The organism is Stutzerimonas stutzeri (genome assembly GCF_000952685.1).
In the GTDB taxonomy this organism is placed as follows: domain Bacteria; phylum Pseudomonadota; class Gammaproteobacteria; order Pseudomonadales; family Pseudomonadaceae; genus Stutzerimonas; species Stutzerimonas stutzeri_E.
The window spans coordinates 34,518-58,424 of sequence record NZ_JYHV01000035.1; the positions used below are offsets into that span (position 1 = coordinate 34,518).

General features: G+C 62.8%; 19 protein-coding genes. 7 read left to right on the forward strand and 12 right to left on the reverse strand.

Features of this window, described 5'->3' with window-relative positions:
- Nucleotides 1-41 precede the first annotated feature (41 nt).
- The 6 genes from UF78_RS18405 to UF78_RS18430 form a co-directional block, all read right to left on the reverse strand.
- Nucleotides 42-971: an AEC family transporter gene (locus tag UF78_RS18405; protein WP_045163675.1), complete on the reverse strand. Its 930-nt coding sequence runs from the start codon at nucleotides 969-971 to the stop codon at nucleotides 42-44.
- Nucleotides 972-2,060 carry a cell division protein ZapE gene (zapE, locus tag UF78_RS18410; RefSeq protein ID WP_155397672.1) on the reverse strand — a complete coding sequence of 363 codons (1,089 nt, stop codon included), beginning with the start codon at nucleotides 2,058-2,060 and terminating at the stop codon, nucleotides 972-974. It lies immediately after the preceding gene.
- A 10-nt stretch (nucleotides 2,061-2,070) separates the two neighbouring features.
- Complete coding sequence (pcaG, locus tag UF78_RS18415) at nucleotides 2,071-2,676, reverse strand: protocatechuate 3,4-dioxygenase subunit alpha (RefSeq protein WP_045163677.1); 606 nt, start codon at nucleotides 2,674-2,676, stop codon at nucleotides 2,071-2,073.
- A gap of 13 nt (nucleotides 2,677-2,689) precedes the next feature.
- The gene (gene pcaH / locus UF78_RS18420) at nucleotides 2,690-3,409 is read right to left on the reverse strand and encodes a protocatechuate 3,4-dioxygenase subunit beta (protein ID WP_045163678.1); all 720 of its coding nucleotides are present in this window, start codon (nucleotides 3,407-3,409) and stop codon (nucleotides 2,690-2,692) included.
- 112 nt (nucleotides 3,410-3,521) lie between these two features.
- Nucleotides 3,522-4,439 (reverse strand): pca operon transcription factor PcaQ, encoded by a 918-nt coding sequence (gene pcaQ / locus UF78_RS18425; protein WP_045163679.1) that lies wholly within the window; start codon nucleotides 4,437-4,439, stop codon nucleotides 3,522-3,524.
- Between the two features lie 197 nt (nucleotides 4,440-4,636).
- On the reverse strand, nucleotides 4,637-6,319 hold the full coding sequence (locus UF78_RS18430; protein WP_045163680.1) for a glucan 1,4-alpha-maltotetraohydrolase domain-containing protein: 1,683 nt from the start codon (nucleotides 6,317-6,319) through the stop codon (nucleotides 4,637-4,639).
- 394 nt (nucleotides 6,320-6,713) lie between these two features.
- Between UF78_RS18430 and UF78_RS18435 the strand changes: the two genes are divergently transcribed.
- Together UF78_RS18435 and UF78_RS18440 are read left to right on the forward strand one after the other, a co-directional pair.
- On the forward strand, nucleotides 6,714-8,003 hold the full coding sequence (locus UF78_RS18435; RefSeq protein ID WP_045163681.1) for a maltoporin: 1,290 nt from the start codon (nucleotides 6,714-6,716) through the stop codon (nucleotides 8,001-8,003).
- Between the two features lie 144 nt (nucleotides 8,004-8,147).
- The gene (locus UF78_RS18440; RefSeq protein ID WP_045163682.1) at nucleotides 8,148-9,071 is read left to right on the forward strand and encodes a MalM family protein; all 924 of its coding nucleotides are present in this window, start codon (nucleotides 8,148-8,150) and stop codon (nucleotides 9,069-9,071) included.
- Nucleotides 9,072-9,092: 21 nt separating this feature from the next.
- Here UF78_RS18440 and UF78_RS18445 read toward each other — a convergent pair whose 3' ends face one another.
- The 4 genes from UF78_RS18445 to UF78_RS18460 form a co-directional block, all read right to left on the reverse strand.
- Nucleotides 9,093-10,970: an MFS transporter gene (locus UF78_RS18445; protein WP_045163683.1), complete on the reverse strand. Its 1,878-nt coding sequence runs from the start codon at nucleotides 10,968-10,970 to the stop codon at nucleotides 9,093-9,095.
- A 97-nt stretch (nucleotides 10,971-11,067) separates the two neighbouring features.
- Nucleotides 11,068-11,394 (reverse strand): AzlD domain-containing protein, encoded by a 327-nt coding sequence (locus UF78_RS18450; RefSeq protein ID WP_045163684.1) that lies wholly within the window; start codon nucleotides 11,392-11,394, stop codon nucleotides 11,068-11,070.
- Complete coding sequence (locus tag UF78_RS18455; protein WP_045163685.1) at nucleotides 11,376-12,104, reverse strand: AzlC family ABC transporter permease; 729 nt, start codon at nucleotides 12,102-12,104, stop codon at nucleotides 11,376-11,378. Before UF78_RS18455 ends, UF78_RS18450 begins: the two co-directional genes overlap by 19 nt.
- Nucleotides 12,105-12,364: 260 nt before the next feature.
- Nucleotides 12,365-12,934 carry a GNAT family N-acetyltransferase gene (locus UF78_RS18460; RefSeq protein ID WP_045163686.1) on the reverse strand — a complete coding sequence of 190 codons (570 nt, stop codon included), beginning with the start codon at nucleotides 12,932-12,934 and terminating at the stop codon, nucleotides 12,365-12,367.
- A 515-nt stretch (nucleotides 12,935-13,449) separates the two neighbouring features.
- On the opposite strand from UF78_RS18460, the gene UF78_RS18465 reads away from it, so the two are divergent.
- Together UF78_RS18465 and UF78_RS18470 are read left to right on the forward strand one after the other, a co-directional pair.
- Nucleotides 13,450-16,938 carry a hybrid sensor histidine kinase/response regulator gene (locus UF78_RS18465; RefSeq protein WP_045163687.1) on the forward strand — a complete coding sequence of 1,163 codons (3,489 nt, stop codon included), beginning with the start codon at nucleotides 13,450-13,452 and terminating at the stop codon, nucleotides 16,936-16,938.
- Nucleotides 16,939-17,020: 82 nt separating this feature from the next.
- Nucleotides 17,021-18,271 (forward strand): MgtC/SapB family protein, encoded by a 1,251-nt coding sequence (locus UF78_RS18470; RefSeq protein ID WP_045163688.1) that lies wholly within the window; start codon nucleotides 17,021-17,023, stop codon nucleotides 18,269-18,271.
- Nucleotides 18,272-18,286: 15 nt separating this feature from the next.
- Here UF78_RS18470 and rmuC read toward each other — a convergent pair whose 3' ends face one another.
- Both rmuC and UF78_RS18480 read right to left on the reverse strand, forming a co-directional pair.
- Nucleotides 18,287-19,759 carry a DNA recombination protein RmuC gene (gene rmuC, locus UF78_RS18475; protein WP_045163689.1) on the reverse strand — a complete coding sequence of 491 codons (1,473 nt, stop codon included), beginning with the start codon at nucleotides 19,757-19,759 and terminating at the stop codon, nucleotides 18,287-18,289.
- A 79-nt stretch (nucleotides 19,760-19,838) separates the two neighbouring features.
- Entirely contained in the window at nucleotides 19,839-20,192 is a 354-nt protein-coding gene (locus UF78_RS18480) for a tetratricopeptide repeat protein (RefSeq protein WP_045163690.1), read from the reverse strand.
- A gap of 547 nt (nucleotides 20,193-20,739) precedes the next feature.
- Here UF78_RS18480 and UF78_RS18485 point away from each other — a divergent pair.
- From UF78_RS18485 to UF78_RS18495, 3 genes are read left to right on the forward strand one after another with little or no spacing between them, the layout of a single operon-like run.
- Entirely contained in the window at nucleotides 20,740-23,301 is a 2,562-nt protein-coding gene (locus UF78_RS18485) for a YdbH domain-containing protein (protein WP_045163691.1), read from the forward strand.
- Nucleotides 23,302-23,338: 37 nt separating this feature from the next.
- Entirely contained in the window at nucleotides 23,339-23,530 is a 192-nt protein-coding gene (locus tag UF78_RS18490) for a YnbE family lipoprotein (protein ID WP_045163692.1), read from the forward strand.
- Between the two features lie 8 nt (nucleotides 23,531-23,538).
- Nucleotides 23,539-23,883, forward strand: coding sequence for a YdbL family protein (locus UF78_RS18495; RefSeq protein WP_045163693.1), 345 nt, complete (start codon nucleotides 23,539-23,541; stop codon nucleotides 23,881-23,883).
- Nucleotides 23,884-23,907: the final 24 nt, after the last annotated feature.

Sequence of the window (23,907 nt, forward strand, 5' to 3'; positions counted from 1 at the left end):
CGAGCCACGGCGCGGTTATCGAACGGTTTTCGTTGCGCTCGTCAGGTCATCGCCCACACGAAAAAACTGATGCTCAAGAACGAAACGATGGTCGCCGCCACCAGCGCCGCAGCACAGCGCCCTTCCAATCCGTAACGCGCCCCGAGGATCGGGTAGATGCTCATCATCGGCGCCGAAGCCATCAGCACACCGGCCGATGCCAGCACCGGATCGGACACAGGGATCACGGCGAAACACAGCAGGATAATCAGCGGATGGACGATCAGCTTGCCAATCGCCATCTGCCCCACGTCCATTCCCAAGCCGCTGACTTTCATACCGTAGAGACTGGCACCGATCACGAACAGCGCCACGGGCGCGGAGGCCAGCGCCAGCATGTCGATCACCCGCATCAGCACCGCGGGCGGACGCAACTCGAACACCGCCAGCAGCAGCGCCAGCGTGATGGCTATCAGAATCGGATGGCGAACCAGGCTTGCCAGCGTGCCACGCAACGCGGGCCACAGACCGCTCGCGCTCTGCCGCCCCAGCTCGGCCAGGGTGAGCGCCAGGGGAATCATCAGCAGATTCTCGACCATCATCCCCAGCGCCAGCGCCACGGCGGCCGGCGAACCAATCGCCATGGCGACGATGGGATAACCGACGAAGCCGCTGTTGGATACCGACATGCCCAAGCCGACCAGCGCGCTAGCGCTGAGGCTGTCCTTGCGCACCCACCGGGCGAAGGCGTAACCCAGGCCAAACACCAACAGCGAGCCAAGACCGTAGCCAATCAGGTAATTCCAGTCGACCACCTGGGCCAGTGGCCGGGCCAACAGCGCCTTGATCACCAGCGCCGGCAGCGCGAAGGTGATGACGAAACGCCCCATGCCAGCCGTCTGGTCGCGACTGACCAAGCCCGAGCGGCAGGAGAAAAAACCGATCGCGATAAGGATGAAGATCGGCGCGGTGATACCAAGGATCGAGAGCATTCAGTCGCTCATCCTGTCGAAAAGAACCCCCTCAAGGGATCTGAGCTGCCGCAACCGGCTGCGAGTACGCGCGAAGTCCACATGCCCACCGACACTGAGCAAGTGCTCAGGGCTCGCCTCGGCGACAAGCAACAGCGCTACGCCACTGTCATACAGGATGTCGATCAGATTGAGGAAGCGCTGCTGGACGTCGATGCCTTCGCCGTCGAGCGCCGTCACGCCGGTCAGGGCCAGCCGCTCGAACTGACGGGTCAACCACAGGAAATCCGCACAGGAACGCGGCAGCCGGCAGAGTTCGTCGAAGTCCAGCCAGGCCTGAGCCCCCTCGCGAGCACGCAGGCGCAGCGGGCGGTGATTGACCTCGACGATCACCTCGCGCTCGGCTGCCACGGACAGCGGCAACTGCGTGGCAATCCATTCGGCCAGATCGCCATGCGGCATCGGCGCATATTCGCCCCAGACATAATCGCTCTCGACCCGCAGCCGATAATCTTCGCCGCCCTCCAGGTTGTAGACATCGAAGCGCCGCTCGATCAATTCGATGGCGGGTTTGAAGCGATCCCGATAGAGCGGGTTCGGGCATAGGCCGCCAGGCGGGTAATTGGAGGTCGCGACCAGCCCAACCCCCTGCTCCACCAGATGCTTGAGCAAGCGCCCCAGCAACATCGCATCGCCGATGTCGTGTACGTGAAATTCGTCGAAACAGAGCAAGCGCGTGCGCTCGGCGATTTCTCGGGCAACGATCTCCAGCGGATCGCGCTGGCCGCTGATCTGCTTCAGACGCAATTGCACTTCATGCAGAAAGGCATGGAAATGCACCCGCCGCTTGGCCTCCAGCGGTGCCGCAGCGAAGAACGCATCCATGACGAAACTCTTGCCGCGGCCGACTCCGCCCCACAGATAGACGCCGGCTTTTGGGGCGCGCAGCCAGCCACGCCGACCATGCAACCAGGCATCCAGCCAGCGAGCGAGATGCTCAATGGCCGATTGCTGGGCGAGGTCGGGGCTATAACCGCGCGCCGCGAGCGACGCCTGGAACCCCTGGCGAACCTGAGCCGCAACAGCCTGCGCAGCCGGCTCGCCGATCATGGGCAGCGAATCAGAAGTCAAAGAAAACGGTTTCCCCCTCGCCCTGCAGACGGATGTCGAAGCGGTAGGCCAGCTTCCCATCGATTTCGCAGCGCCGGGCAACCAGCGTTTCGCGCCGCTGGACCCATTCGATGGAATTGAGCACCGGATCCTTTGCATTGGCTTCGGCTTCGTCATCGAAGTAAATGCGCGTGTGCAAATGAATGTTGATCCCACGGGCGAATAGGGACAGGCCCACATGCGGGGCCATCATTACACCGGTTCGATCCATCACCGGGCCGGGTTTCACCGTGTGCACTGTCCACTGGCCGTCCTCGAACATCGTCGCCGTGCGGCCAAAGCTGTTGAACGATTGCGTCGGGTCGAAGCAGGTGTGGTACACGCCAGCATGATCGGCCTGCCAGAACTCCAGAAACGAGTCACGTACCAGCTGGCCCATGCCGTCGAACACCTGCCCGATCAGCAGAATGTGCTCACCGGAGGCGTCCGGCTTAGCCATCTCGTTCCAGATTTCCAGCTCGCGAACCGGGTTGCCGGCGGCAGCCAACGCCAGCCCGATATGAACGTAGGGGCCGGCCGTCTGGGAAGGGGTTTCCGGTAAAAGTGCTACGGGCATGATCGTCTCCTTCTCAGCGGTTTTCGAAATGGGTTTTGCGCTGGCCACGCAGCACGATATCGAAGCGGTAGGCCAGGCAGTCCATCGGATTGGCCATGCCCATGTCGAGCTTGGCGATCAGGCTCTGCACTGCCTCCGGATCACCGATGGTCTTGACGATCGGGCACAGCGGAATCAGCGGGTCGCCTTCGAAATACAGCTGCGTGATCAGCCGGGTGGAGATCGACGGGCCGCTGATGGAGACATGGATATGCGCCGGGCGCCATTCGTTCGGGCCATTGCGCCATGGATAAGGGCCCGGCTTGATGGTGCGGAAGACGTAGTTGCCTTCGCTGTCGCTCAGCGCACGACCAACGCCGCCGAAGTTGGGATCCAGCGGGGCGATGTAACGGTCGTTCTTATGGCGGTAGCGGCCACCGGCGTTGGCCTGCCACATTTCCACCAGGGTGTGCGGAATCGGTTTGCCGTATTGGTCCATGATCCGCCCGGAGACAATGATGCGCTCGCCGATCGGCAGCCCGCCGTTATCGAAGTTGAGCAGCAGGTCGTTGTCGTGTTTGCCGAATTTCAGGTGCGAGAAATCCGGTCCGGTGGTCTCGGAAATCGAAGGAGCCAGGGTGATCAGCGCCTGTTGCGGGGAGCGCGCCACCGACGTCTTGTAGTCGGGCGTCAGCGCCTTGGGATGCCAGTTGCGGTCTCGCGCGACGAACAGGCTGGTGTCCAGATCGGACATGGCTATCTCCTTTTCTTGGAATTGGAAGGCGTTTCGAGCAGGCAAGCCTCAGTGTGCGGCAGGCTGCCGCAGCCGAACACTGAAAAGCTGGCCCTCATCCATAACCGTACGGTTATGGATGGGCGCGCAAACCCGCCGCGGCCTCCCTCAGTGCCTCACGGCACCATTGCATCGCCAAGCTGGCCGGCAAGGTCGGGTTGGTGCAGATGCCGACCGAGCCCCCCGGCTCCTTCAGGCCGAGATCCAGCTCCTGAAGCTGCCCCGTCGACAGGTCTTCGCGCACCGCATCGAGCGGCGCCACCCAAACCGCGTCGCTGACCCGCACGTAATGCCTGCTGAGTGATACGGATAGCGTTTCGAGCCGCCGCGGCGGCGGGCTGATGCCGAGCTGGATGAACAGGCCATCGGCATGTCGTCGAATGGTGGTGCCGCTCTGCGGCAGGACCACCGGAAACTCGCCCAGACGACTGCGATCACCGTCGAGCAACGCGTGCCCCGGGCGAACCACCAGGGTCATGGATTCGCTATAGAGATGCTCGAAGCTGAGTCCCTCGATTTGCGGGGCATCGGTCATGCGCCCGACCACCAGATCCAGCTCACCGCCGCGCAGCTGGCCTAGCAGATACGCGCTGGGGCCGGTGATCACGCTCACCACCAGCGCCGCGTGCTGATCGTGAAGGCGCCGCACCACGTCCGGCAGCAGCGAGCTTTCCACGGTCGATAACGCGCCCAGACGTACCGCACCGGCCTCATGCTCACCGGCACGCAGGCTGCGCACGCCCTCGCGCAACGCCTGCACGCTCGGACCCGCGTAGCGCAAAAAAGCCTGCCCGGCCGCTGTAAGGGTCACGCCCTGCTTGCTGCGGTCGAACAGGCTCGCCTCGAGCAGCTCTTCCAATTCTTTTAGCGTCTTGGAGATTGCCGGCTGGCTGACCGACATGACCTCGGCCGCACGCGCCAGGCTGCCTTGTCGGGATACCTCGATGAAGCACAACAGATGACGAAACTTGATGCGGCTGTCGAGGTTCACTGTGATCGGCCTTTGGTTCGCGACGGAAACTACCGAAGGCCATTGTCCACAAAGCCCGGCCGAGTGCCAGGGCAAAACCGGCCGTCGGCTGCAACCTGACGCGTGAGCTAACAGGCCGTTGAAAATCTAGACAAGGCAGCCGAGCTTGTTTTCAACGCAGCGTCGGCGACGCAGGTGGTTTCTCAACGGCCTGCCGATCAGAAGCTGCCGCTAGTGATGCCCCCCGCCGCGGTCGTGGTCGTGTTGTTGCTGCCCGGCTGCCAGCGCTTCACCTCGGTCGCATTGGTTTCGCTGCGCACGATGCACTTCCATTCCAGTGCCTGCTGGGCCGGTAGAGCGATGCTGCCCTTCCAGGTCGGATAATCGCTGACATCGGTCAGTCGCACCGCGTTGGCCGGGGCCCAGCTACCAAGCTGAGTCAGGCTGCCGACGGCATACACGCTGTCGCCAGGTTGGGTGATACCGTTGTCACAGCGAAAATTGACGCTGACCAGGTTGCCGTCCTCGCCACCTCCAGTGTCGCCATCGTCGCCGCCGGTATTGCCAGTGGTCCAGATACGCAGCTGACCGTCGTCCTGATTCAGCGCCTGGTTGAAGCTACCAGCGCTGACCTGAGCGGGGTTGTCCAGGTTAGATCCGAGCGCGATCACCAGCGTTTGCGCGGTCCCGTGAACAGTCGCCACCAGGCCGGAATAACCATTGTGGAACTCGATCGCCGAATCAGCCCGCACACCTGCGGAGCGGCGGATCTGAATCAACTGACGAATCAGATCGCCGTAGCCCCAGTCGTACATATGTGACCAATACACCACTGGCGTGCCGGGGCTGGAAAGAATATAGGCGTAGGCTTGCCGCACCAGGTTATCGCGCAGTGCCCAGTGGTGTTGCCCACCGTTCTGCCCAGGCGAATAGCCGGTGTCGTGGTTGTCGACGAAGGTGACCGCCACCTCGCGCCAGCGCGGGTCCGGGTTGCCATTCAAGCCGTTCTTCCAATCGGCGATCGAGCCGTTCTGCATGCGTTCCTTGAGGGCGAAATCGAACACCGGACACTTGGCCCGATCGGACCAGTCCTTGATCACCTGCTGCCAGCTGGCCGTGTTGCGCCAATCCCAACTCGGATACTCGGCCGGCGCCTTCCACAACTCACCGACGCAGAAGGCGTTGTCGTGGGCGGCACCCATCCAGCTATCAACCCGTTCACCGGCGTAACCGCGGACGAAATCGAAACGAAAGCCGCCGGCACCGTAGTGGCTGCGCAGGTTGGCGAACTCGTCGCGAAACATCCCGTAGACCTGCGGATTGGCGGTGTTTAGATCGGCATCGCCGCCAATGAAGCGATCGCCATCGTCGCAATCGTTGGGGTAGTTGCCCGGGTCGGCGCAGTCGTTGCGCCAGAAGCCCTGGCCGGCCGGCAGATTGATTTCCTTGTCCGGGTAGCCCCGGTTCATGTGGTTGGGCACCACGTCATACAACACTTTCACCTGAGCGGTATTGAGTGCGGCGGCGGCCTGCTTGAGCTGGGCGTCGCTGCCATAACGGCCGTTCTTGTTGAAATCATGCCAGAAGTAACCTTCGCCACCGCCGAAAGAGGCGCCGTCGCTCCAGCTGGAAAAATCACGCCAGGGCACCGGCATCCAGATCGAGCTGAAGCCGTCGGCAGCGATCGTCGGCGCCATGCTGCGCAGGGTGTTGTACCAATTGTTGGGCGATTCGCGGACGACATTCCAGTGGAAACCCTGGAGGATGATTTCATCGCCTCCGTGGTAACGGACCCCTGCCGGGCTCTTGCCCGCGATATCGGCCGCCTGAGGGCTGCCCAGGGTCAGCAGCAGGGAAGAAACCGCCAGGGTAAGGCGGGCGGAAGACAGAACGTGTTTCATCGAAGTGGCTCCACTTTTGTAATTGTTGTGAGCACCCGACTGCGGGAATGAGCTCCCCGGATGACAGGGCGCAGATGGCGCTGCGGACACCACCTACCGGGCCAGACTGCCGCCCCAGACGGCCCTGCCATACCTCCCTGCCGGTTTTTTCCCGGGCTTAGTGGCCAGGCGTAGTGCGCCCGGCGATGCATGCCCATCTCCCTCCTCCCCCGCTACGCCCTGCCGCTCCGCCTCGAAAAAAAACGGTCGGGAGGATGCTGCGAACGTCGGCGATCCGCAGGCTTTCGTTCACCGCCAGCCCGATCCGGCAAACGACCGGGGCGATGTTGGCGCTGCGGCTGGCAGTCCTTCGCCGGCGGTACCAGACCAACAAAAAGAACAAAGGACTTTCGCGATGAACCGGCAACAATCCGTACGTCTTCTGCAACCCACCCTGCTCTGCGCGGCCCTGATGGCGGCCATGCCGAGCCATGCGGTGGATTTTCATGGCTATATGCGCTCCGGCGTCGGCGCCACCGCCGGTGGCGGCGATCAGGCCTGCTTTCAGGCTGCGGGCGCACCGGCCAAATATCGCCTCGGCAACGAGTGCGAAACCTATGCCGAAATCGGCCTGGGTCAGGAGGTCTGGAAGGAAGGCGAACAGAGCTTCTATGTCGACAGCATGATCGCCTACAACTCACGCCAGGCTAACGACTGGGAAGCGACCCGCACCGACACCAATGGCGATGCCAACAACCCCTTCGATGAAGGCGGGGACGTCGCGATCCGTCAGTTCAACGTGGTCGGCCACAACCTGATCGCGAGCCTACCGGGCGCCGACATCTGGGCGGGAAAGCGCTACTACAAGCGCCACGACGTGCACATCAACGATTACTACTACTGGGACGTATCCGGTCCGGGCGCCGGCATCGAGGATATCGACCTGGGCTTCGCCAAGGCCAGCATCGCCTGGATCCGCAACACCGACGGTGATTGGACCTACCAGGGTTCGGGTACCGGGACCAACATCGCCAACGATACCCTCGACTTCCGTCTGGCCGAGATCGACGTCAACCCCAACGGAAAGCTCGAGATCGGCTACGACTACGGGAAGGCCAACCTCACCGACGAGCAGGAAAGCGACCCGGGCTACACCGATCAGAAAGGTCACCTGGTCACCCTCGAACACACCCAGGCCAACTGGTTCGGCGGCTACAACAAGCTGGCGCTGCAATACGGCACCGACGGGATCATTGGCAGCAGCGGTCGCAACAGCACCGGCAACAGCGATGGGGACATGCTCCGCCTGGTCAACCAGGGCGTCGTCGGCATCACCGACAACATCGAGATGATGTACGTGCAGATCTATGAAGATCGCGATTTCGACAACGATTCCGGCCAGAAATGGCTCTCCTTCGGCGTGCGCCCGGTCTACAAGTGGACCGACACCATGAGCACCGCGCTGGAGTTCGGCTACGACCGCGTCGACCCGCAGGCCGACGGCGAGCGCAGCCGCGATCTGAAGAAGCTCACCCTTGCTCAGCAGTGGTCAGCCGGTCGCAGCTTCTGGGCACGCCCACAGATTCGCGTATTCGCCACCTACGCCCAGTGGGACGGTGGCCGCTACCAGGCTGCCAGCGAATCCATCGACGCCGGCGACGACGACGGCCTGACCTTCGGCGTGCAGGCCGAGGCCTGGTGGTAGCGCCTGAGACCGGCGTGGCGCGGTAATCCTCCGCTGCGCCCGTCGACTGCACTGCTCGACTTCCGCTCCCACCGTTCCGGCGGTGTTTTTACCCCGACCGTGGCTGGTCGGGGTCTTTTTCGATTGGCGACTGGAGTTGCCCTTATGAGCAATCTGAGACTTCCCCTGCTTGGCCTCGCCGTGCTGCTGACCGCCGGCTGCGGCAGTGATCCCCTGCGTCGGGTCGATGCCCTGGCGCATACGCCCGCGCCGCTGGAGCAATCGGTAACCAGCGCGCGTCAGGCATTGGCAGATGCATCGATCTGCTGCGACGCGATCGCTGACTTTCCGTTCCAGCCGATTCCCGTGACCTTCAGCGGTGACGTGACGCTGGATGCCACTGCCCCGGCCTACCGCTTCGACAGCGGCAAGAGCTTCTTCCGGGCCTTCGCCCTACCCAAGGACAGCAAGTCTTTCGAGATTCGCCTCTACAGCCAGGCCGGCAAGACCGTGCTGGCCCCCCGCGCCATGCTGCTCGACAGCCGCTTGCGCCCCACGCGCATCCTCGACGCAGACGACTTCATCTATGCTCCCGCCGCCGGCCTGAAGGGCGACAGCCTGGATGCGCGCCTGCGTGTCGATCGCACTTACCTGGATAACCCCGGCAACGAGTATTACCTGGTGCTTTACACCAGCGAAGACCAACTCTCGGGCCAGACCACCCTGGAGCACCCCGCCAAGGCCTATGCCAAGGCGCTGGGCAACGAGCCGCCGAGTCTGCCCGACCCGGTTGCGCAGCATTCACCCACCGGTGTGATCAAGATGGTGCTGATCGAAGACAAGGCCGCGGGGCAGCAGGCCAACATCTACGTACCCGCGTATAGCACCGGTCGCGAAATGGGTAACGATCTGCCTTCCGTACCCGCCCCCGCGGTGCTGCCGGAAACTCAAGCCTACTATCGCCAGGGAATCGATGCGGCGCTGGCCAGCAAGGACCTCGAGCGTGCGCTGCGACTGGCCGACGAGGCCGCGCGAATCGGCGATTCGCAGGCCAAGGCCTATCTACTCGAGCGCATCGAGATCAAGTAAAAGCAGCGTGGCGACCAGCATTCAGCGCCGATCGCCACGCAGCAGACTGACCTGCGCCTGTAGCTGCTGGCGAGTGGCCTCGCTCGCAGCGACAGGCGCGCTGGCGATCAGGTCGATTCGCGACCAGATCCGGCGGAAGAAGCCTTTGTTCGGATCGCGACTGAAAAAACTTCCCCATAATCCGCGCAGTGCCATGGGCACCACCGGCACCGGATTCGCCTCGAGAATGCGCTCGACCCCAGCCTTGAACTCGTTGATCTCGCCATCGCTGGTGAGCTTGCCTTCCGGAAAGATGCAAACCAGTTCGCCATTGCGCAGGTATTGGCTGATGCGCTCGAAGGCCTCGGTGTAGATGGTTTCATCCTCGTGCCGAGCCGCGATAGGCACCGCACCCGCGGTACGGAAGATGAAATTCAGCACCGGGATACGGAAGATCTGGTAGTACATGACGAAACGCACGGGCCGACGTACGGCTCCGGCGATCAGCAGTGCATCGACGAAGGACACATGGTTACAGACCAGCACCGCCGGGCCTTCCTCGGGAATCGCGTCGAGCCCCTGCTGACGCACCCGGTACATCGAGTGACCGAGCAGCCATACCAGAAAGCGCATGCTGAATTCCGGCACGATACTGAAGATATAGGCGCCGACGGCCACGTTCATCAGCGATACGACGAGGAACAGCTGGGGAATCGACAGCCCGGCGACGCTCAGCAGCAGGATGGCCACCAAGGCCGACGTGACCATGAATAGCGCATTGAGAATATTGTTCGCCGCAACCACCCGCGCCCGCTCCTGCTCGGCAGTGCGTGACTGAATCAAGGCATACAGCGGCACGATGTAGAACCCACCGAACACACCAATCCCCAGCACCGACCCGAGGATCCACCAGGCCTGACCGAACCCCAGCAATCCCAACCAGTCATGCGGCATCTCGCCCTGCGGGAAGCCACCGGAATGCCACCACAACAATAGGCCGAACAGCGTCAGGCCGAAGGAGCCGAACGGAACCAGCCCGATTTCCACCTTGTGCCCGGAGAGGCGTTCGCAGAGCAGCGAGCCGAGGGCGATACCCACCGAAAAGACGGTCAGAATCAGCGTGACGACGGTTTCATCGCCATGCAGCAGATCTTTCGAATAAGCCGGAATCTGGGTCAGGTAGGTCGCACCGAGAAACCAGAACCACGAGTTACCGATCAGCGAGCGCGACACCGAGAGGCGCTGCCCCAACCCCATGCGCAAGATCGCACCGGTCTGGCGAAACAGGTTCCAGTCCATCTGCAGGGAGGGTAACGAGGCGCCCGTCGCGGGCACTCCGCGGCTGGCGACATAGCCGGCGACGGCCACCAGCACCACGCTGGCAGCAATCAGCTGGGCATAGCCCTCGCTGGCCATCATCACTCCGGCAGTGATGGTCCCGGCGAGAATCGCCAGGAAGGTGCCCATTTCCACCAGTGCGTTGCCGCCGACCAGCTCATGGTCCTCGAGCAGCTTGGGCAGTACCGAATATTTGACCGGACCGAACAGCGCCGACTGGGTGCCCATGCAGAACAGCACGGCCAGCAGCAGTGGCAGGTTGCCCAACAACATTCCCGCCCCACCGGCAAGCATGATGAAGATCTCGCCGGCCTTGATCGCACGGATCAGCCGCTCTTTGGGATATTTCTCGCCCAACTGCCCGCCAAACGCGGAGAACAGAAAGAACGGCAGGATGAACAACAGCGCGCACAGATTGATCAGCAGACTGGCATCGGCATTCGAGCCGATCTTGTAAAGGATCGCCAGGATCAACGCTTGCTTGAACAGGTTGTCGTTGAAGGCGCCCGACAATTGAGTCAGGAAGAACGGCAGGAAACGCCGCTTGCCGAAAAGGGTGAACTGCGAATGTGGAGCGGTCATCGATCCGGTTCCGTGGAAAAGACGTCATCGATTGGAGCATGGCGAACGGCGCCAGGGAATATCAGGCCGCTGCCAGCACGGCAACCTGGGCGCCCGATCACAACGGCAACTGCCCAAGTCCCCAGCGCAACAGGAAGAAGCACAGCAAACCGCCGGCAATGGTTGCCAGCAGATTGCGCGTGAGCGCCGCAACCGCGATCGACAGCAAGCCCGCGAGCAGATAGGCGTTATTCCAGTTCAGCGCCCATTCGCCGGCAGGCATCAGCATGCCCGGCACCACGATGGCGGTCAGCACGGCTACCGGCACGTAATGCAACCCCTGCTCCACCAGCCGGGGAAAGCGCAAGTCGGGCCAGGCAAAAAAGCTGTAACGAATCACGAAGGTGATCGCCAGCATGCCCAGAATCAGCAGCCAGGTTTGCATGGGTTCGCCTCCTCTCGCCGACGCTCGTCCCGCTGTTCGAGCCAGACGCCAACGACGATTCCAGCCAGCGCCGCGGCGATCAGGCCGAGCTTGTAGGGCAACCCCCAGGTCAACAATGCCACGGCACCGGCCACCAGCGCCGACGCCACTTGCGGGCGGGTGCGCATCATCGGCACGGCGATGCCGACGAAGGTCGCGATCATGGCGAAATCCAGCCCCCAGCTGGCCACGTCCGGTACCGCCTGGCCGAAGGCGATGCCCGCCAGTGTCGCTAGCTGCCAGCTCAGGTACATGGTCAATGCTGCCCCGAGGAAGAACCAGTGTTTGTACGGCGAGGCGTCATCGCGCGCATAGCGATGCTGGATGACGGCGAAGGCCTCATCCGTCAGCCAGAAGGCCAGCGGCACCCGCCAGCGATTCGAAAGATGCCGCACGAACGGTTGCAATGCCGCGCTGTAGAGCGCGTGGCGCAGGTTGACCACGAAGGTCGTTAGCAACACCACGGCGGCGCCAACTCCGCCGGTGATTAAAGTGACGGCAATGAATTGAGCGGAGCCGGCGAACACCAGCGCCGACATGCCGATGGTCTGCCAGGTGGACAGCCCGGCGCCGATCGAGAGCGTGCCGAAGATGATGCCAAACGGGATCGCACCGACGATCAGTGGAAAGATATCGCGGCAACCGTGCAAGAACTCCTGCAAGCGGGACATCGGGGCTCCTTAGCTATGCACCGCAAACGATGAAACGCTACGCACCGCCATTGCGGTCGCAGCGTAGGGGAAGATGAAGACGAGCTGATGACTGAGGACGATCCGCCCGTGAAAACGACAGACATTACCTTATGTTGGCCCCGACGGCGACGGGGCCCGCCTGTGCAGAGGCGGCGCTCGTCGAAGCCGCACCGCCCCGACGCCCGAATCGTTACAGCTGCGCGCAGAGCCGCGCTCACGCACCCGGTGCAGCCCGATAGTCATGCGCTCGCTCGCGCCTCCAATGCGTCTTTGACCGTCGGCCACTCACGGTCGGTGATGCTGTAGAGGACGGTGTCGTCCAGCCGCCCGTCCGCGAGGCGGCGATGATTGCGCAGCAGTCCTTCGCGCTGGGCGCCGAGTTTTTCGATGGCACGTTGCGAGCGCAGATTGCTGGCAGCTGTCTTCAGTTGCAGGCGCACCAGTTGCCATTCCTCAAAGGCGTGCTTGAGCAACAGATACTTGATCGAGCTGTTCAGGCCGCTGCCGTGCTCGGCCTGGTCCAACCAGGTCCAGCCGAGCTCAGCGGCCGGTAGCGCGGGATTGAAATCGGCGAAGCGCGTGGTCCCGACGATGCGATCAGCCATGCGCAAGGTAAAAACCACCGCGCGACCATCGCGTTGCTCGTTGAGCGCAAAGCGATACCAGTCCGGGCGCAGGGGCCCGCTGAGGTAGATCAGCTCGTCGCGGTTGCGCTCGGCCAGCTCCACCAAGGCCGGGATGTCGGCTTCTGCAAGTGGCTCCAGACGCAAGGCGCCTCTGTGCAAAGTCACCGGACGCGGCGTGAACATCGAATATTCTCCTGATAGGGGCACGGACGCTGTTGTGATCGTTGCACAGGCGGGAAGTGCCCGGCGCCTGTCCCGCCTGCTGCTAATGGCCGATCCGAGCGAGCCTGACCTCAACCGTTCATACGATCGGCAGCGAATCCGCCATTCGGCATGAACGCTCAGCTCCGCCAGCCGGTTGTCTAGCACGGCATTTTCACCGATACCGGCCGCGACGACCCACCTCATGCGACCATGGTCGCAGCCGTAACACGCACAGCTCTTTTACTGCGAAACTTTGCAGATTCATCTATCAATAGGCGGCAGCCAGCCGCTGGTTATCGGATTATCGGAAACCCACCGAGCCTGAACAGCCATCCGTGCGGTATCCCGGTCGCACCGCATCGGCTGACTCCGGTCGGCGTCAACGGCACGATGAGTCGGTACCGGCTATGTGAGCTGCCTGGCCCGGCGCGCCCAGCCATTGCGCAGCAATGGCCAAAGCCGAAGCCGCATTTTATCTGTCGCATGGAGTTCTAATGTCGTTGTCTGGTGGGCTGATCGCGCTGGTCGCCTTTGCTTATATGGCCGTACTGTTTGCCATCGCCTTCTATGGCGATCGCAACAGCGCGCCGATGTCGCCGCGTGCGCGCGCCTGGGTCTACAGCCTGTCGCTGGCGGTCTATTGCACCAGCTGGACCTTCTTCGGCTCCGTCGGCCAGGCCGCCGAGCAGCTCTGGTCCTTCCTGCCGATCTACCTCGGGCCGATTCTGCTGATGATGCTGGCACCCCAGGTGATTCAGAAGACCATCATGATCAGCAAGCAGGAGAACATCACCTCGATTGCTGACTTCATTGCCGCCCGCTATGGCAAATCACAGTTGCTGGCGGTGATCATCACTTTGATCTGTCTGGTGGGCGTGTTGCCCTACATCGCGCTGCAGCTCAAGGGCATCGTGCTGGGCGTGAACCTGCTGATCGGCAATCACGGCGAGGCGGTCGCCGGCTCCGGCACGCGGGACACTGCCCTGATCGTCTCCATCGTGCTTGCGTTGTTCACCGTGCTGTTCGGCACGCGCAACCTGGATGTCACCGAGCATCACCGCGGCATGGTTCTGGCGATTGCCTTCGAGGCGCTGGTCAAGCTGCTCGCCTTTATTGCGGTGGGCGTCTTCGTCACGTTCGGCCTGTATGACGGCTTCGGCGACCTTTTCAACCAGGCCTACGCTTCCACGGAGCTGAAGGGCTACTGGGAAGAAACGGTGAACTGGCCCGCAATGCTGGTGCAGACCACCGTGGCGCTGATGGCTATTGTCTGCCTGCCGCGGCAGTTCCACGTGACCGTAGTGGAGAACATCGAGCCGCGCGACTTCCGGCTGGCGCGCTGGGTGTTCCCACTGTATCTGGTGCTGGCCGCCGTATTCGTCATCCCGATCGCACTGGCCGGGCAGATGCTGCTGCCGAGCGGTATCACGCCCGACTCTTTCGTGATCAGCCTGCCCTTGGCCGAAGCCCATCCGGCCCTGGCGATGCTAGCCTTCATTGGCGGCGCCTCGGCGGCCACCGGCATGGTCATCGTTGCCAGCGTAGCCCTGTCGACCATGGTCTCCAACGACATGCTGCTGCCCTGGCTGCTGCGCCGCAAGGAGGCCGAACAACCGTTCGAGGTGTTCCGCCACTGGATGCTCTCGGTGCGCCGCATCAGTATCGTCGCCATCCTGCTGCTGGCTTATGTGAGCTACCGCCTGCTCGGCTCCAGCGCCAGCCTGGCGACCATCGGCCAAATCGCCTTTGCCGCGCTGACCCAGTTGGCCCCGGCCATGGTCGGCGCACTGTACTGGAAGCAGGCCAACCGGCGCGGTGTGTTTGCCGGCCTCGCCGCTGGCGCGCTGATCTGGGTCTATACGCTGATCCTGCCGCTGCTCGGCTGGCCGCTGGAGATGTTCCCCGGCCTGCAGTGGATGTACACCACCGAACTGCCGTTCAACACCAGCGCGCTGACGCTCGGCGTGACGCTGTCGCTGGTGGGTAACGCGACGCTGTTCTTCTGGGTCTCGATCCTGTCGCAAACCCGCGTCGCCGAGCATTGGCAAGCCAGTCGTTTCATCGGCCAGGAGATACACGCCACACCCAACGCCCGCCGGCTGCTCGCCGTGCAGGTCGAGGATCTGCTGTCGCTGGCCTCGCGCTTCGTCGGCGCCGAGCGCGCGGCGCTCAGCTTCCAGCGCTTCGCCCGGCGTCACGGGCATGATTATTCGCCTAAGCAGCAAGCCGACGGCCAATGGATTGCCCACACCGAGCGCCTGCTCGCCGGTGTCCTGGGCGCCTCTTCGACCCGTGCGGTGGTCAAGGCCGCCCTGGAAGGTCGTGACATGCAGGTCGACGACGTGGTGCGCATCGTCGGCGAAGCATCCGAAGTGCTGCAGTTCAACCGCGCATTGCTGCAGGGCGCGATCGAAAACATCACCCAGGGCATCAGCGTGGTCGATCAGTCGCTGCAGCTGGTGGCGTGGAACCACCGCTATCTGGATCTGTTCGAGTACCCGGACGGGTTGGTCTACATCGGTCGACCGATCGCCGACATCATCCGCTACAACGCCGAGCGCGGCCTCTGTGGTCCTGGTGATCCGGACACCCATGTGGCCAAGCGGCTGTACTGGATGCGCCAGGGTCGTGCACACACCTCCGAACGGACGCTCCCCAACGGTCGCGTGGTCGAATTGATCGGCAACCCAATGCCTGGTGGCGGCTTCGTCATGAGCTTCAGCGACATCACCGCCTTCCGCGAGGCCGAACGCGCCCTCAAGGACGCCAACGAAGGCCTGGAGCAGCGCGTCAGCGAACGGACCCAGGAATTGTCGAAGCTGAACAAGGCATTGACCGCAGCCAAGAGCACCGCAGAGGCTGCCAACCAGTCGAAGACGCGCTTTCTGGCGGCGGTCAGTCATGATCTGATGCAACCGTTGAACGCCGCCAGGCTGTTCTCCGCCGCCTTGTCGCACCAGCATGACGCCCTGCCGAGCGAGGCGCGGGATCTGGTCCGTCATCTGGACAGTTCGCTGCGCTCGGCCGAGGACCTGATCTCCGATCTGCTGGACATTTCACGTCTGGAGAACGGGCGTATCACTCCCGATCGCAGCCCCTTCCCGTTGGAGACCCTGTTCGACACGCTGCGCACCGAGTTCACCATGCTGGCCGCTGAACAGGGCGTCGACTTCAAGGTGCATGGCAGCCGGCTGCGCGTCGACAGCGACATCCGCCTGCTGCGCCGTGTGCTGCAGAATTTCCTGACCAACGCCTTCCGCTACGCCAAAGGCCGCGTGGTTCTGGGCGCGCGCCGTCAGGGTGCCTTCTTGCGCCTTGAGGTCTGGGACCGGGGCCCCGGTATTGCCGAAGACAAGTTGCAGGTGATCTTCGAGGAGTTCAAACGCCTGGACAGCCATCAGACCCGAGCCGAGAAAGGCCTTGGACTGGGTCTCGCGATCGCCGACGGCTTCTGCCAGGTACTCAACCATCCGCTGTCGGTTCGCTCCTGGCCAGGAAAGGGCAGCGTGTTCAGCGTGACGGTGCCTATCGCCAGTCAGGCGGTCCGACCGATCAACGCCAGTGGCAGCGGCAACGGCAACGGCAACGGCGAAGCGCAACAGACCGCGCTAACCGGCGTCCAGGTGCTGTGCATCGACAACGAAGACAGCATTCTGGTCGGCATGCACAGTCTGCTGTCGCGCTGGGGCTGCCAGGTCTGGACCGCCAGCAACCGGGCCGAATGCGAGGCGCTGCTGAACGAAGACGTGCGGCCGCAGCTGGTGCTGGTCGACTACCACCTGGACCATGGCGAAACCGGTTCGCAGCTGATGGCCTGGCTGCGCACGCGTCTCGGTGAACCGGTGCCAGGTGTGGTGATCAGCGCCGACGGGCGGCCCGAGCTGATTGCCGCCATCCACGCGACGGGGCTGGATTTTCTGGCCAAACCGGTCAAGCCGGCGGCCTTGCGTGCGCTGATGAGCCGCCACGTACCGCTGCATTGAAGCAGGCTTGCGCCAGAGCAAGTCTGCGCTGCGGTGCGACAGCTAAACTGAAGTGGCCCGAAGCTGCTGGCGTATTGCCCTCATGGCCATCGAATTGCTGTTAAACCTGGCGACCGCTTTGGGCGCTGGCCTGCTGATCGGTACCGAGCGCAGCTGGAGCGGTCGCGGCAATGACGCGGACATGGTGGAACTGGCTGGCATCCGCACCTTCGGCCTCAGCGGGCTGTTCGGTGGGCTCGCGGCACTGAGCGCAAGCCATTTCGGCGCAATCGTCTGGGTCGCCGTGTTCGCCGCGCTGGCCCTGCTGACCATCACCGGATATCTGGTCGGATCCCGTTCCAACGCCGATTACGGCATGACCACCGAAGTCGCGTTGCTGCTGACGTTCCTGCTTGGCAGTCTGGCTGTCGTCGAAAGCCGCTTGCTGGCCGCGTCCCTTGCCGTCGTCGTGGCGCTGCTGTTGAGCCTGAAAGCCCGCCTGCATGGTGCGCTGCGCAGTCTCAACGAAGCCGAATTGAGCGGCGCACTGAAGCTGCTATTCATCTCGGTGGTTTTGCTGCCGGCACTGCCCAACGAGGGCTACGGCCCTTGGCAAGCCTTCAACCCCTATACCACTTGGTGGATGGTGGTGCTGATCGCCGGCATAGGCTTCGCCGCCTATGTCTCCATCCGTCTGTTGGGGACCCGCCACGGGCTGCTGGTCACCGCGCTGCTCGGCGGCATCGTTTCTTCGACAGCGATGACCATCACCCTTGCCCGCCTGGACGCCGAAAAGCTGCGTCCCGCCTTGGCCGCCGGCCTGCTGGCGACCTCAGCGCTGATGTTTCCGCGGGTGTTGCTGGAGGTCGGACTGATCAACCGCGAGCTGCTGCCGTCGCTGCTCGCCCCCATGCTGACGACCGGTTTGATCTATGCCGCTGGAGCCCTTTTCTACTACCTGCGCGCGGCGCAACAGCCGGAGAACGCGGCCGAGCCCCCACTGAAGAATCCTTTCGAGTTGGGCCCGGCACTGCGCTTCGCCGGCTTGTTGGTGATCATTCTGTTTCTTGTAGAGGGCGCACGGCGGCTGCTGGGCGATACCGGCATCTACCTGGTCTCGCTGCTGTCCGGCCTGACCGATGTGGATGCCATCACCCTGTCGCTGTCCAACAGCGCGCGCACCGATTTGAGCGAGCTGGTCGCGGTCCGCGGCATCTTTCTCGCCGCATTCAGCAATAGTCTGGTCAAGGCCGGCCTGATCCTTCTCATCGGTGGGCGCGCTATGGCAATGCTGACGTGGCCGTTCATGTTCGGCGGCCTGCTCGTCGGGCTCGCAGTGCTGTGGCTGGCATGAGGCGAAGCGTGGTCGCTACTCTTCAGCCTCCAGCGGCGTCTCGGCCCCGGCACGCTCCAGCCAGTCGGCTGGCAAGCGCTTGCTGGCGCGGGCACCCAGGAGTTTCAACTGTTCGGCGCGGCCGACCAGATTGCCGCGGCCGTCGGTGAGCTTGTTGCGCGCGCCGATATAGGCCTTGTCCAGCTGCTGCAGGCGATTGCCGATCTCGTCCAGATCCTGGATGAATGCAGCGAACTTGTCGTACAGCGCTCCGGCCCGTTCGGCGATTTCCCTGGCGTTCTGGCTTTGCCGCTCCTGCCGCCAGAGGCTGTCGATCACCCGCAAGGTGGCGAGCAAGGTGGTCGGACTGACGATCACGATGTGCTTGCCGTACGCTTCTTGAAACAGCTCCGGATCGGCCTGCAGCGCCGCGGCAAAAGCCGCTTCGATCGGGACGAACAGCAACACGAAATCCAGGCTCTGCAACCCATCGAGACGCTGATAGTCCTTTAGCGACAAGCCTTTCAGATGATTGCGCAGCGACAGAACATGCTGTTTGAGCGCCAGCGCGCGACCTGCATCGTCCTCCGCGCAGGTTAGCGCTTGATAAGCGGTAAGACTGACCTTGGCATCCACCACCACCTGCTTGTCGCCAGGTAGCTGGATCAACACGTCAGGCTGGAAGCGCTCGCCGTCGGCGCTCCTGAGGCTGACCTGGGTATGGTATTCGCGGCCCTTCTCGAGCCCGGCATGCTCCAGTACCCGCTCGAGGATAAGCTCGCCCCAGTTGCCTTGGGTCTTTTGCCCTTGCAAGGCGCGCGTCAGGTTGGTGGCCTCGTCGCCCAGACGTTGATTGAGCTGCTGCAGCCGCTCCAGCTCCTTGGCCAACGAAAAACGCTCGCGCGCCTCATGTTGGTAGCTTTCCTCGACGCGCTTCTCGAACGACTGGATGCGCTCCTTCAGCGGGTCGAGCAATTGTCCGAGTCGCTCATGACTGGCCTCGGCAAAGCGCTGCTCGCGCTCCTCGAAAATCTTTCCGGCCAATTCGGCAAATTGCGCACGCAGCTCGTCCCGAGCGCCCTGAAGATCTTCCAGGCGCTGCTCGTGGGTCTTTTGCTGTTCATTGAGTTCGGCCGTGACCGCAGCGTGAGCGGCGCTCAGTGCGCGCAGCTCGGATTGCTGCGCGTCGCGCTCGGCCTCGAGGTCGCTGAGAGCGTCGCGGTTTTCCAGGCGCTGAGCCTGGAGCCACTCGGTCTCGCGGCGCAGCGCAGCCAGCTCGGCCTGTAGCGCGGAGCGAGACTCGCTGAGATCGGCATGGGCAAGACGGCTGGTTTCCAACTGCGCGTTCAAGCCCTCCTGCGCCAATGTCGCCTGGCTGAGCCGCTCGTCGAGCAAGGCCAGTTCGGCTTGGCGCTTGGAAAGGCGCTGCGAAAGGATGACCGCAACGGCAGTCAGCAGCACACAGAGGGAACCAAGCCCGGCGAGCAGATAGATGGGGTCGAGCGGCATGGTGGGCTCCGGCTGAATTGCCGGGCAGTATAGCCAGCTGACGCATGTCGGTCAGGCCAAACGCTCTATTCAGGCCGCTCTAGCGCTTGGCAGGCAAGCGTTGCAGGACACGAGAGGCCTCGGCAGAGCCCTGCGCAGCGGCCTGCTCCAACCAGTGCCTGGCCTTGCCCAGCTCCCGGTACTGGGGCTGGCAATACAGCTGTCCCAGTTCCAGTTGCGCCTGGCAGTCGCCCGCGCGGGCGGCCTGACGCAGCAGCTCGAACCCGATGCGCCGATCGCGCTGGCTGTCGCAGTCGGTACAAAGCAACCGTCCAAGGCGGCTCTGTGCCTCGACCACGCCTTCGAGCGCTGGCTGCTTAAGCATCCGGCCGGCGATACGTTTGACACTCTTGGTCTGTCCTAGACGCTGGCTGTCCAGCAGCCACAGCGCCATGCGCAATGGCAGGCGCGGAGAAGTTGAAGTGCTGTCGACCGTAGTCGAAGCAAGAGGACGCGTTCTCATGGTCACCGAGAGCTTCGGGGGAACAAGGGCGCGCACTCTACTCCTTTTTTCACAGAGTTAAAGTCTTGCAAAAAACAAAAAAAAGCGAACTGACTCACATAAAAAATTAATCCACAGAACCTGTGGATAACTCAGTGGACAAGCCGGTAACAAATTTCGCTAACGCCTATGGTTAGCGGGCTGCGGTTAAACTGGCTTTTTTTTCACCAATGAAAAATTTCTTTATTTTTCAGGTAGTTATTATCGTTCTATGACGCGACGCGGTTTGCGACAGTTTGTCATAAGCGCTTGACAAGGCGCTCCGACGAATGTGCACAAGTTTGGCGCAGCTAGTGCTAGAACCCCATCTCAAGCGCCTCAGGGCACGCCAACCCTGCAAAACCAGGAACTTTATCCGCGACGGCGTGTCGTCGGTGCGCCAGTCGCAAGCGCGGGTCGACGCGCTTATGCTTAGCCGTCGATGGCAATGGGAAGAGGTATGGCAAAGCGGCGGAAAGTCCTGATCTTGGCGCTCGCAGGCCTGGCCCTGCTCGTCCTGGGCATCGGCGTCTACGGTGGCTTGCGCTGGCAGCAACTCAAGCGCGAGTTCGGCATCGTTACGTTCGATGTCAGCGGGGTACGCTTGACTGCCGACCACCTTGAAGTGCGACAACTTGTCCTGGTTCGGCACCCGGCAGACGACGAACGGCTCGCAGTGACAGCCGACACCTTGCGGCTCGGTATAGAAAGCGGATGGCCGCTACGCCTTCGATCGCTGGACATCGATCGCCTCGACGTTCAATGGCAGCCGGCAACCGTCACGGACGACAGCGTGGAGCCGCTGGCCTTGCCCGATCGCCAGCAACTGGAGCGATGGGCGGCCTGGGTGCCCCGTAACGGACATATTGCTTCGCTCGTCCTGGCTTTGCCCTGCGCCAGCGGCATCTGTCGAGAACAGGGGGAAATAAGCTGGCAGCATGCCGGCCAGGAGCCGTTGCCGGCCACGCTAAATCTTCAATTCACGCACCACTCCCACCGTTTGGCGGCGGCGCTGAATGCTTACGATCAGAACGACGAAGCCCACGTAGATCTGCAGCTGCTGCTGGATGGTGAACAGCGCCTTTCCATGCAAAACCAACTGACGTCGGACGAACACACAACGTTTTGGCGCGGAGCCCTGGCGATGAGCGAACTGCCGGAAGCACCCTGGCTACTGGAATGGCTCGGCGACTGGCTGGATTACGAGCCTCCGACGCTTCCAGAGTTACCCGAGCAAATGCGCGTCGGCGCCGGCTGGGCGCTGCATGTGGATAGCAGCGATCTGGCAGGAGGATGGGACACGCTGGACGGCGAGTTCCGTCTCTCAGCCAATCTGCCAGCGCCCTGGCCAGTGGTGGGCATTGGCCAGTTGCAAGGGCAGCTGGACGTGACCGCCAAAGTTGACCGCGGCGCCTGGATCCCCACCGAGCTGATCACCGACCTGCAACTGCGACCGGCGGCGACGCTGCTCTCCGAACTCCCGGCGCAGCTACGACCCGACGCCGTCACGCTGAAAATCACGCCGACAGCCAACGGACAATCGGTATCGCAGCTGCCGTTGCAGGTGCACCTCGCTGCCAGCGGACCCACACCGCTTACGCTCGACGGTCGGTTGATCCTCGAGACCAGCGCGCCCTACGCGTTGTCGTTGGAACAGATCGGTCTTCGCCTGCAAAACCCTGAACTCTCGTTTCCAGGGACTAATCTGAAAGGCCTCGCCGCTGACCTTCGACTGCATGGCCGCGCCTCCGCGGAAGCCGCCACCATCCGGCTCGACAAGGATTCGTGGATCACGTTGGCCCGCTTGAGCAGCGGTACCGATCTGCTGGCCAATACGCTGCGACTGGACCTGTCCGGTCTGGGTATCGAGGCGAACTTCGCCGATCGCCAGTTACAGGGGCTTCAGGTGAATGGTCAAGCCGCGGTGACGATTGCCGAACTCAGGCACTCAGCCCTGCGACCACAGGGCTGGCGCTGGAGCGGAAAGCTCGACACCGGTCGCGAACGGATCGTACTCGATGGGCCACTGCAAAACGACGCCGGGCTCACCTTGCCCCTTAAGCTCGATCACAACTGGTCCAGCGGCACGACCCGCCTGAGCGCGAGCCTCCCCGAAGTGTTTCTGCGTGCGGGCAATCCCGTGTCCGCCACCCTCGCCGACTGGCCAAAATTGCTGGAGCTGAGCACCGGACGGCTGCAGGGCCAGGGGCAGCTCGCCCTACCGGCGAACGGCGCTCCCGAGGTGACCGCGACGCTCAGCGCGAAGGGACTCGGCGGCATCTACGACCGCACCGAGCTAAGCGGGCTGGACGCGAACCTGTCAGCCACGCTGCGCAAAAACCAGCTGCACCTGGAGATAGCGGAACTGACGCTGCGACAGGCCAACCCCGGTTTCACCTTCGGCCCGTTGCTGTTCAACGGCCACTACACGGGTGACATCGACCGTCTCGACCAGGGCCGCCTCAGCTGGGAAACCGCAGAAGTGCGCCTGCTGGGTGGTCGACTCTGGCTAGACCCAGGAGACGCCGATCTGGCGGCCAGCACCCAACGACTGAACGCTCATCTGCGCGGACTGCAGCTCCCGTTGTTGCTCGAGGCCTACCCCACCGAAGGGTTATCGGGTACCGGGGTGATCGACGGCGAGCTGCAGGTGCAACGCAGCGCGGCCGGGATCAGCATCGAGCAGGGATCGCTGAAGGCGCGAGAGCCGGGCGGCGCCTTGCAGTTCCGTTCAGCGAAAATCCAGGCATTGGGTCAGGCCAATCCAGCCATGCGCCTGGTAACCGAAGCGTTGGATGACTTTCACTACGACCTGCTCGCCAGTGATGTGCACTACGCCGCCGACGGCAAGCTCGACCTGGGCCTCAGGCTACAAGGACGCAATCCGGCCTTGGAAGGCGGTCGCCCGATCAACTTCTCGATCAATCTCGAAGAAAACATCCCGGCCTTGCTGACCAGCCTGCAATTGTCTGATCGAGTCAGCGAAACCATTCAACGACGCGTGCAGGAACGCCTTAGATGAGGCACTGTAGCGACGATATCGACCAGGAGAGACCGTTATGCGGTTGCATCATCCCTTCAGCATTCTGGTGCTGGCCCTGCTGACTAGCGCCTGTACCCCGCGCGTGGAGCTGGCCGTGCCCAACGAGCCGATCAATATCAACCTCAACGTGAAAATCGAGCACGAGATCTACATCAAGGTCGACAAGCAGCTCGACTCGATCATCAACGAAGACAGTGGTCTGTTCTGAGGACGCATATGAAAACCTACTTGAAACTCGGAACCCTGCTCATGGCGTTGTGCCTGGCCCTTCCCGCCGCCGCTATGTCCCTCAACGAAGCCATGTCCGCCCTGGGTCAGGCCAAGGCCAGCGGCCAGCTCGGCGAGAAGCCCGACGGTTACCTGGGTGTGGTACAGGGCGGCGGTCAGGCCGAAGAGATCGCCAGCCAGATCAACCAGGCCCGGCGTGCCGAGTACCATCGCCTGGCGCAGAAGAACGGCATCAGCGTCAGCGACGTCGAAGCCATCGCCGGCAAGAAAGCCATCGAAAAAACCCCATCGGGGCAAGTGATCCAGCTCAACGGCACCTGGGTGAAGAAGTAGAGCGCGGCTCAAGCGCTCAGCAGC

What these genes read in the sequence shown, in the direction of transcription:
- UF78_RS18435 (WP_045163681.1), top strand. Translation starts at nt 6,714, where the DNA reads ATGAACCGGCAACAATCCGTACGTCTTCTGCAACCCACCCTGCTCTGC.
- UF78_RS18430 (WP_045163680.1), bottom strand. Translation starts at nt 6,319, where the DNA reads ATGAAACACGTTCTGTCTTCCGCCCGCCTTACCCTGGCGGTTTCTTCC.
- UF78_RS18455 (WP_045163685.1), bottom strand. Translation starts at nt 12,104, where the DNA reads ATGTCCCGCTTGCAGGAGTTCTTGCACGGTTGCCGCGATATCTTTCCA.
- rmuC (WP_045163689.1), bottom strand. Translation starts at nt 19,759, where the DNA reads ATGCCGCTCGACCCCATCTATCTGCTCGCCGGGCTTGGTTCCCTCTGT.
- UF78_RS18470 (WP_045163688.1), top strand. Translation starts at nt 17,021, where the DNA reads ATGGCCATCGAATTGCTGTTAAACCTGGCGACCGCTTTGGGCGCTGGC.
- UF78_RS18465 (WP_045163687.1), top strand. Translation starts at nt 13,450, where the DNA reads ATGTCGTTGTCTGGTGGGCTGATCGCGCTGGTCGCCTTTGCTTATATG.
- UF78_RS18450 (WP_045163684.1), bottom strand. Translation starts at nt 11,394, where the DNA reads ATGCAAACCTGGCTGCTGATTCTGGGCATGCTGGCGATCACCTTCGTG.
- UF78_RS18490 (WP_045163692.1), top strand. Translation starts at nt 23,339, where the DNA reads ATGCGGTTGCATCATCCCTTCAGCATTCTGGTGCTGGCCCTGCTGACT.
- zapE (WP_155397672.1), bottom strand. Translation starts at nt 2,060, where the DNA reads ATGATCGGCGAGCCGGCTGCGCAGGCTGTTGCGGCTCAGGTTCGCCAG.
- pcaH (WP_045163678.1), bottom strand. Translation starts at nt 3,409, where the DNA reads ATGTCCGATCTGGACACCAGCCTGTTCGTCGCGCGAGACCGCAACTGG.
- UF78_RS18440 (WP_045163682.1), top strand. Translation starts at nt 8,148, where the DNA reads ATGAGCAATCTGAGACTTCCCCTGCTTGGCCTCGCCGTGCTGCTGACC.
- UF78_RS18480 (WP_045163690.1), bottom strand. Translation starts at nt 20,192, where the DNA reads ATGGCGCTGTGGCTGCTGGACAGCCAGCGTCTAGGACAGACCAAGAGT.
- pcaG (WP_045163677.1), bottom strand. Translation starts at nt 2,676, where the DNA reads ATGCCCGTAGCACTTTTACCGGAAACCCCTTCCCAGACGGCCGGCCCC.
- UF78_RS18445 (WP_045163683.1), bottom strand. Translation starts at nt 10,970, where the DNA reads ATGACCGCTCCACATTCGCAGTTCACCCTTTTCGGCAAGCGGCGTTTC.
- UF78_RS18460 (WP_045163686.1), bottom strand. Translation starts at nt 12,934, where the DNA reads ATGTTCACGCCGCGTCCGGTGACTTTGCACAGAGGCGCCTTGCGTCTG.
- UF78_RS18405 (WP_045163675.1), bottom strand. Translation starts at nt 971, where the DNA reads ATGCTCTCGATCCTTGGTATCACCGCGCCGATCTTCATCCTTATCGCG.
- UF78_RS18495 (WP_045163693.1), top strand. Translation starts at nt 23,539, where the DNA reads ATGAAAACCTACTTGAAACTCGGAACCCTGCTCATGGCGTTGTGCCTG.
- UF78_RS18485 (WP_045163691.1), top strand. Translation starts at nt 20,740, where the DNA reads ATGGCAAAGCGGCGGAAAGTCCTGATCTTGGCGCTCGCAGGCCTGGCC.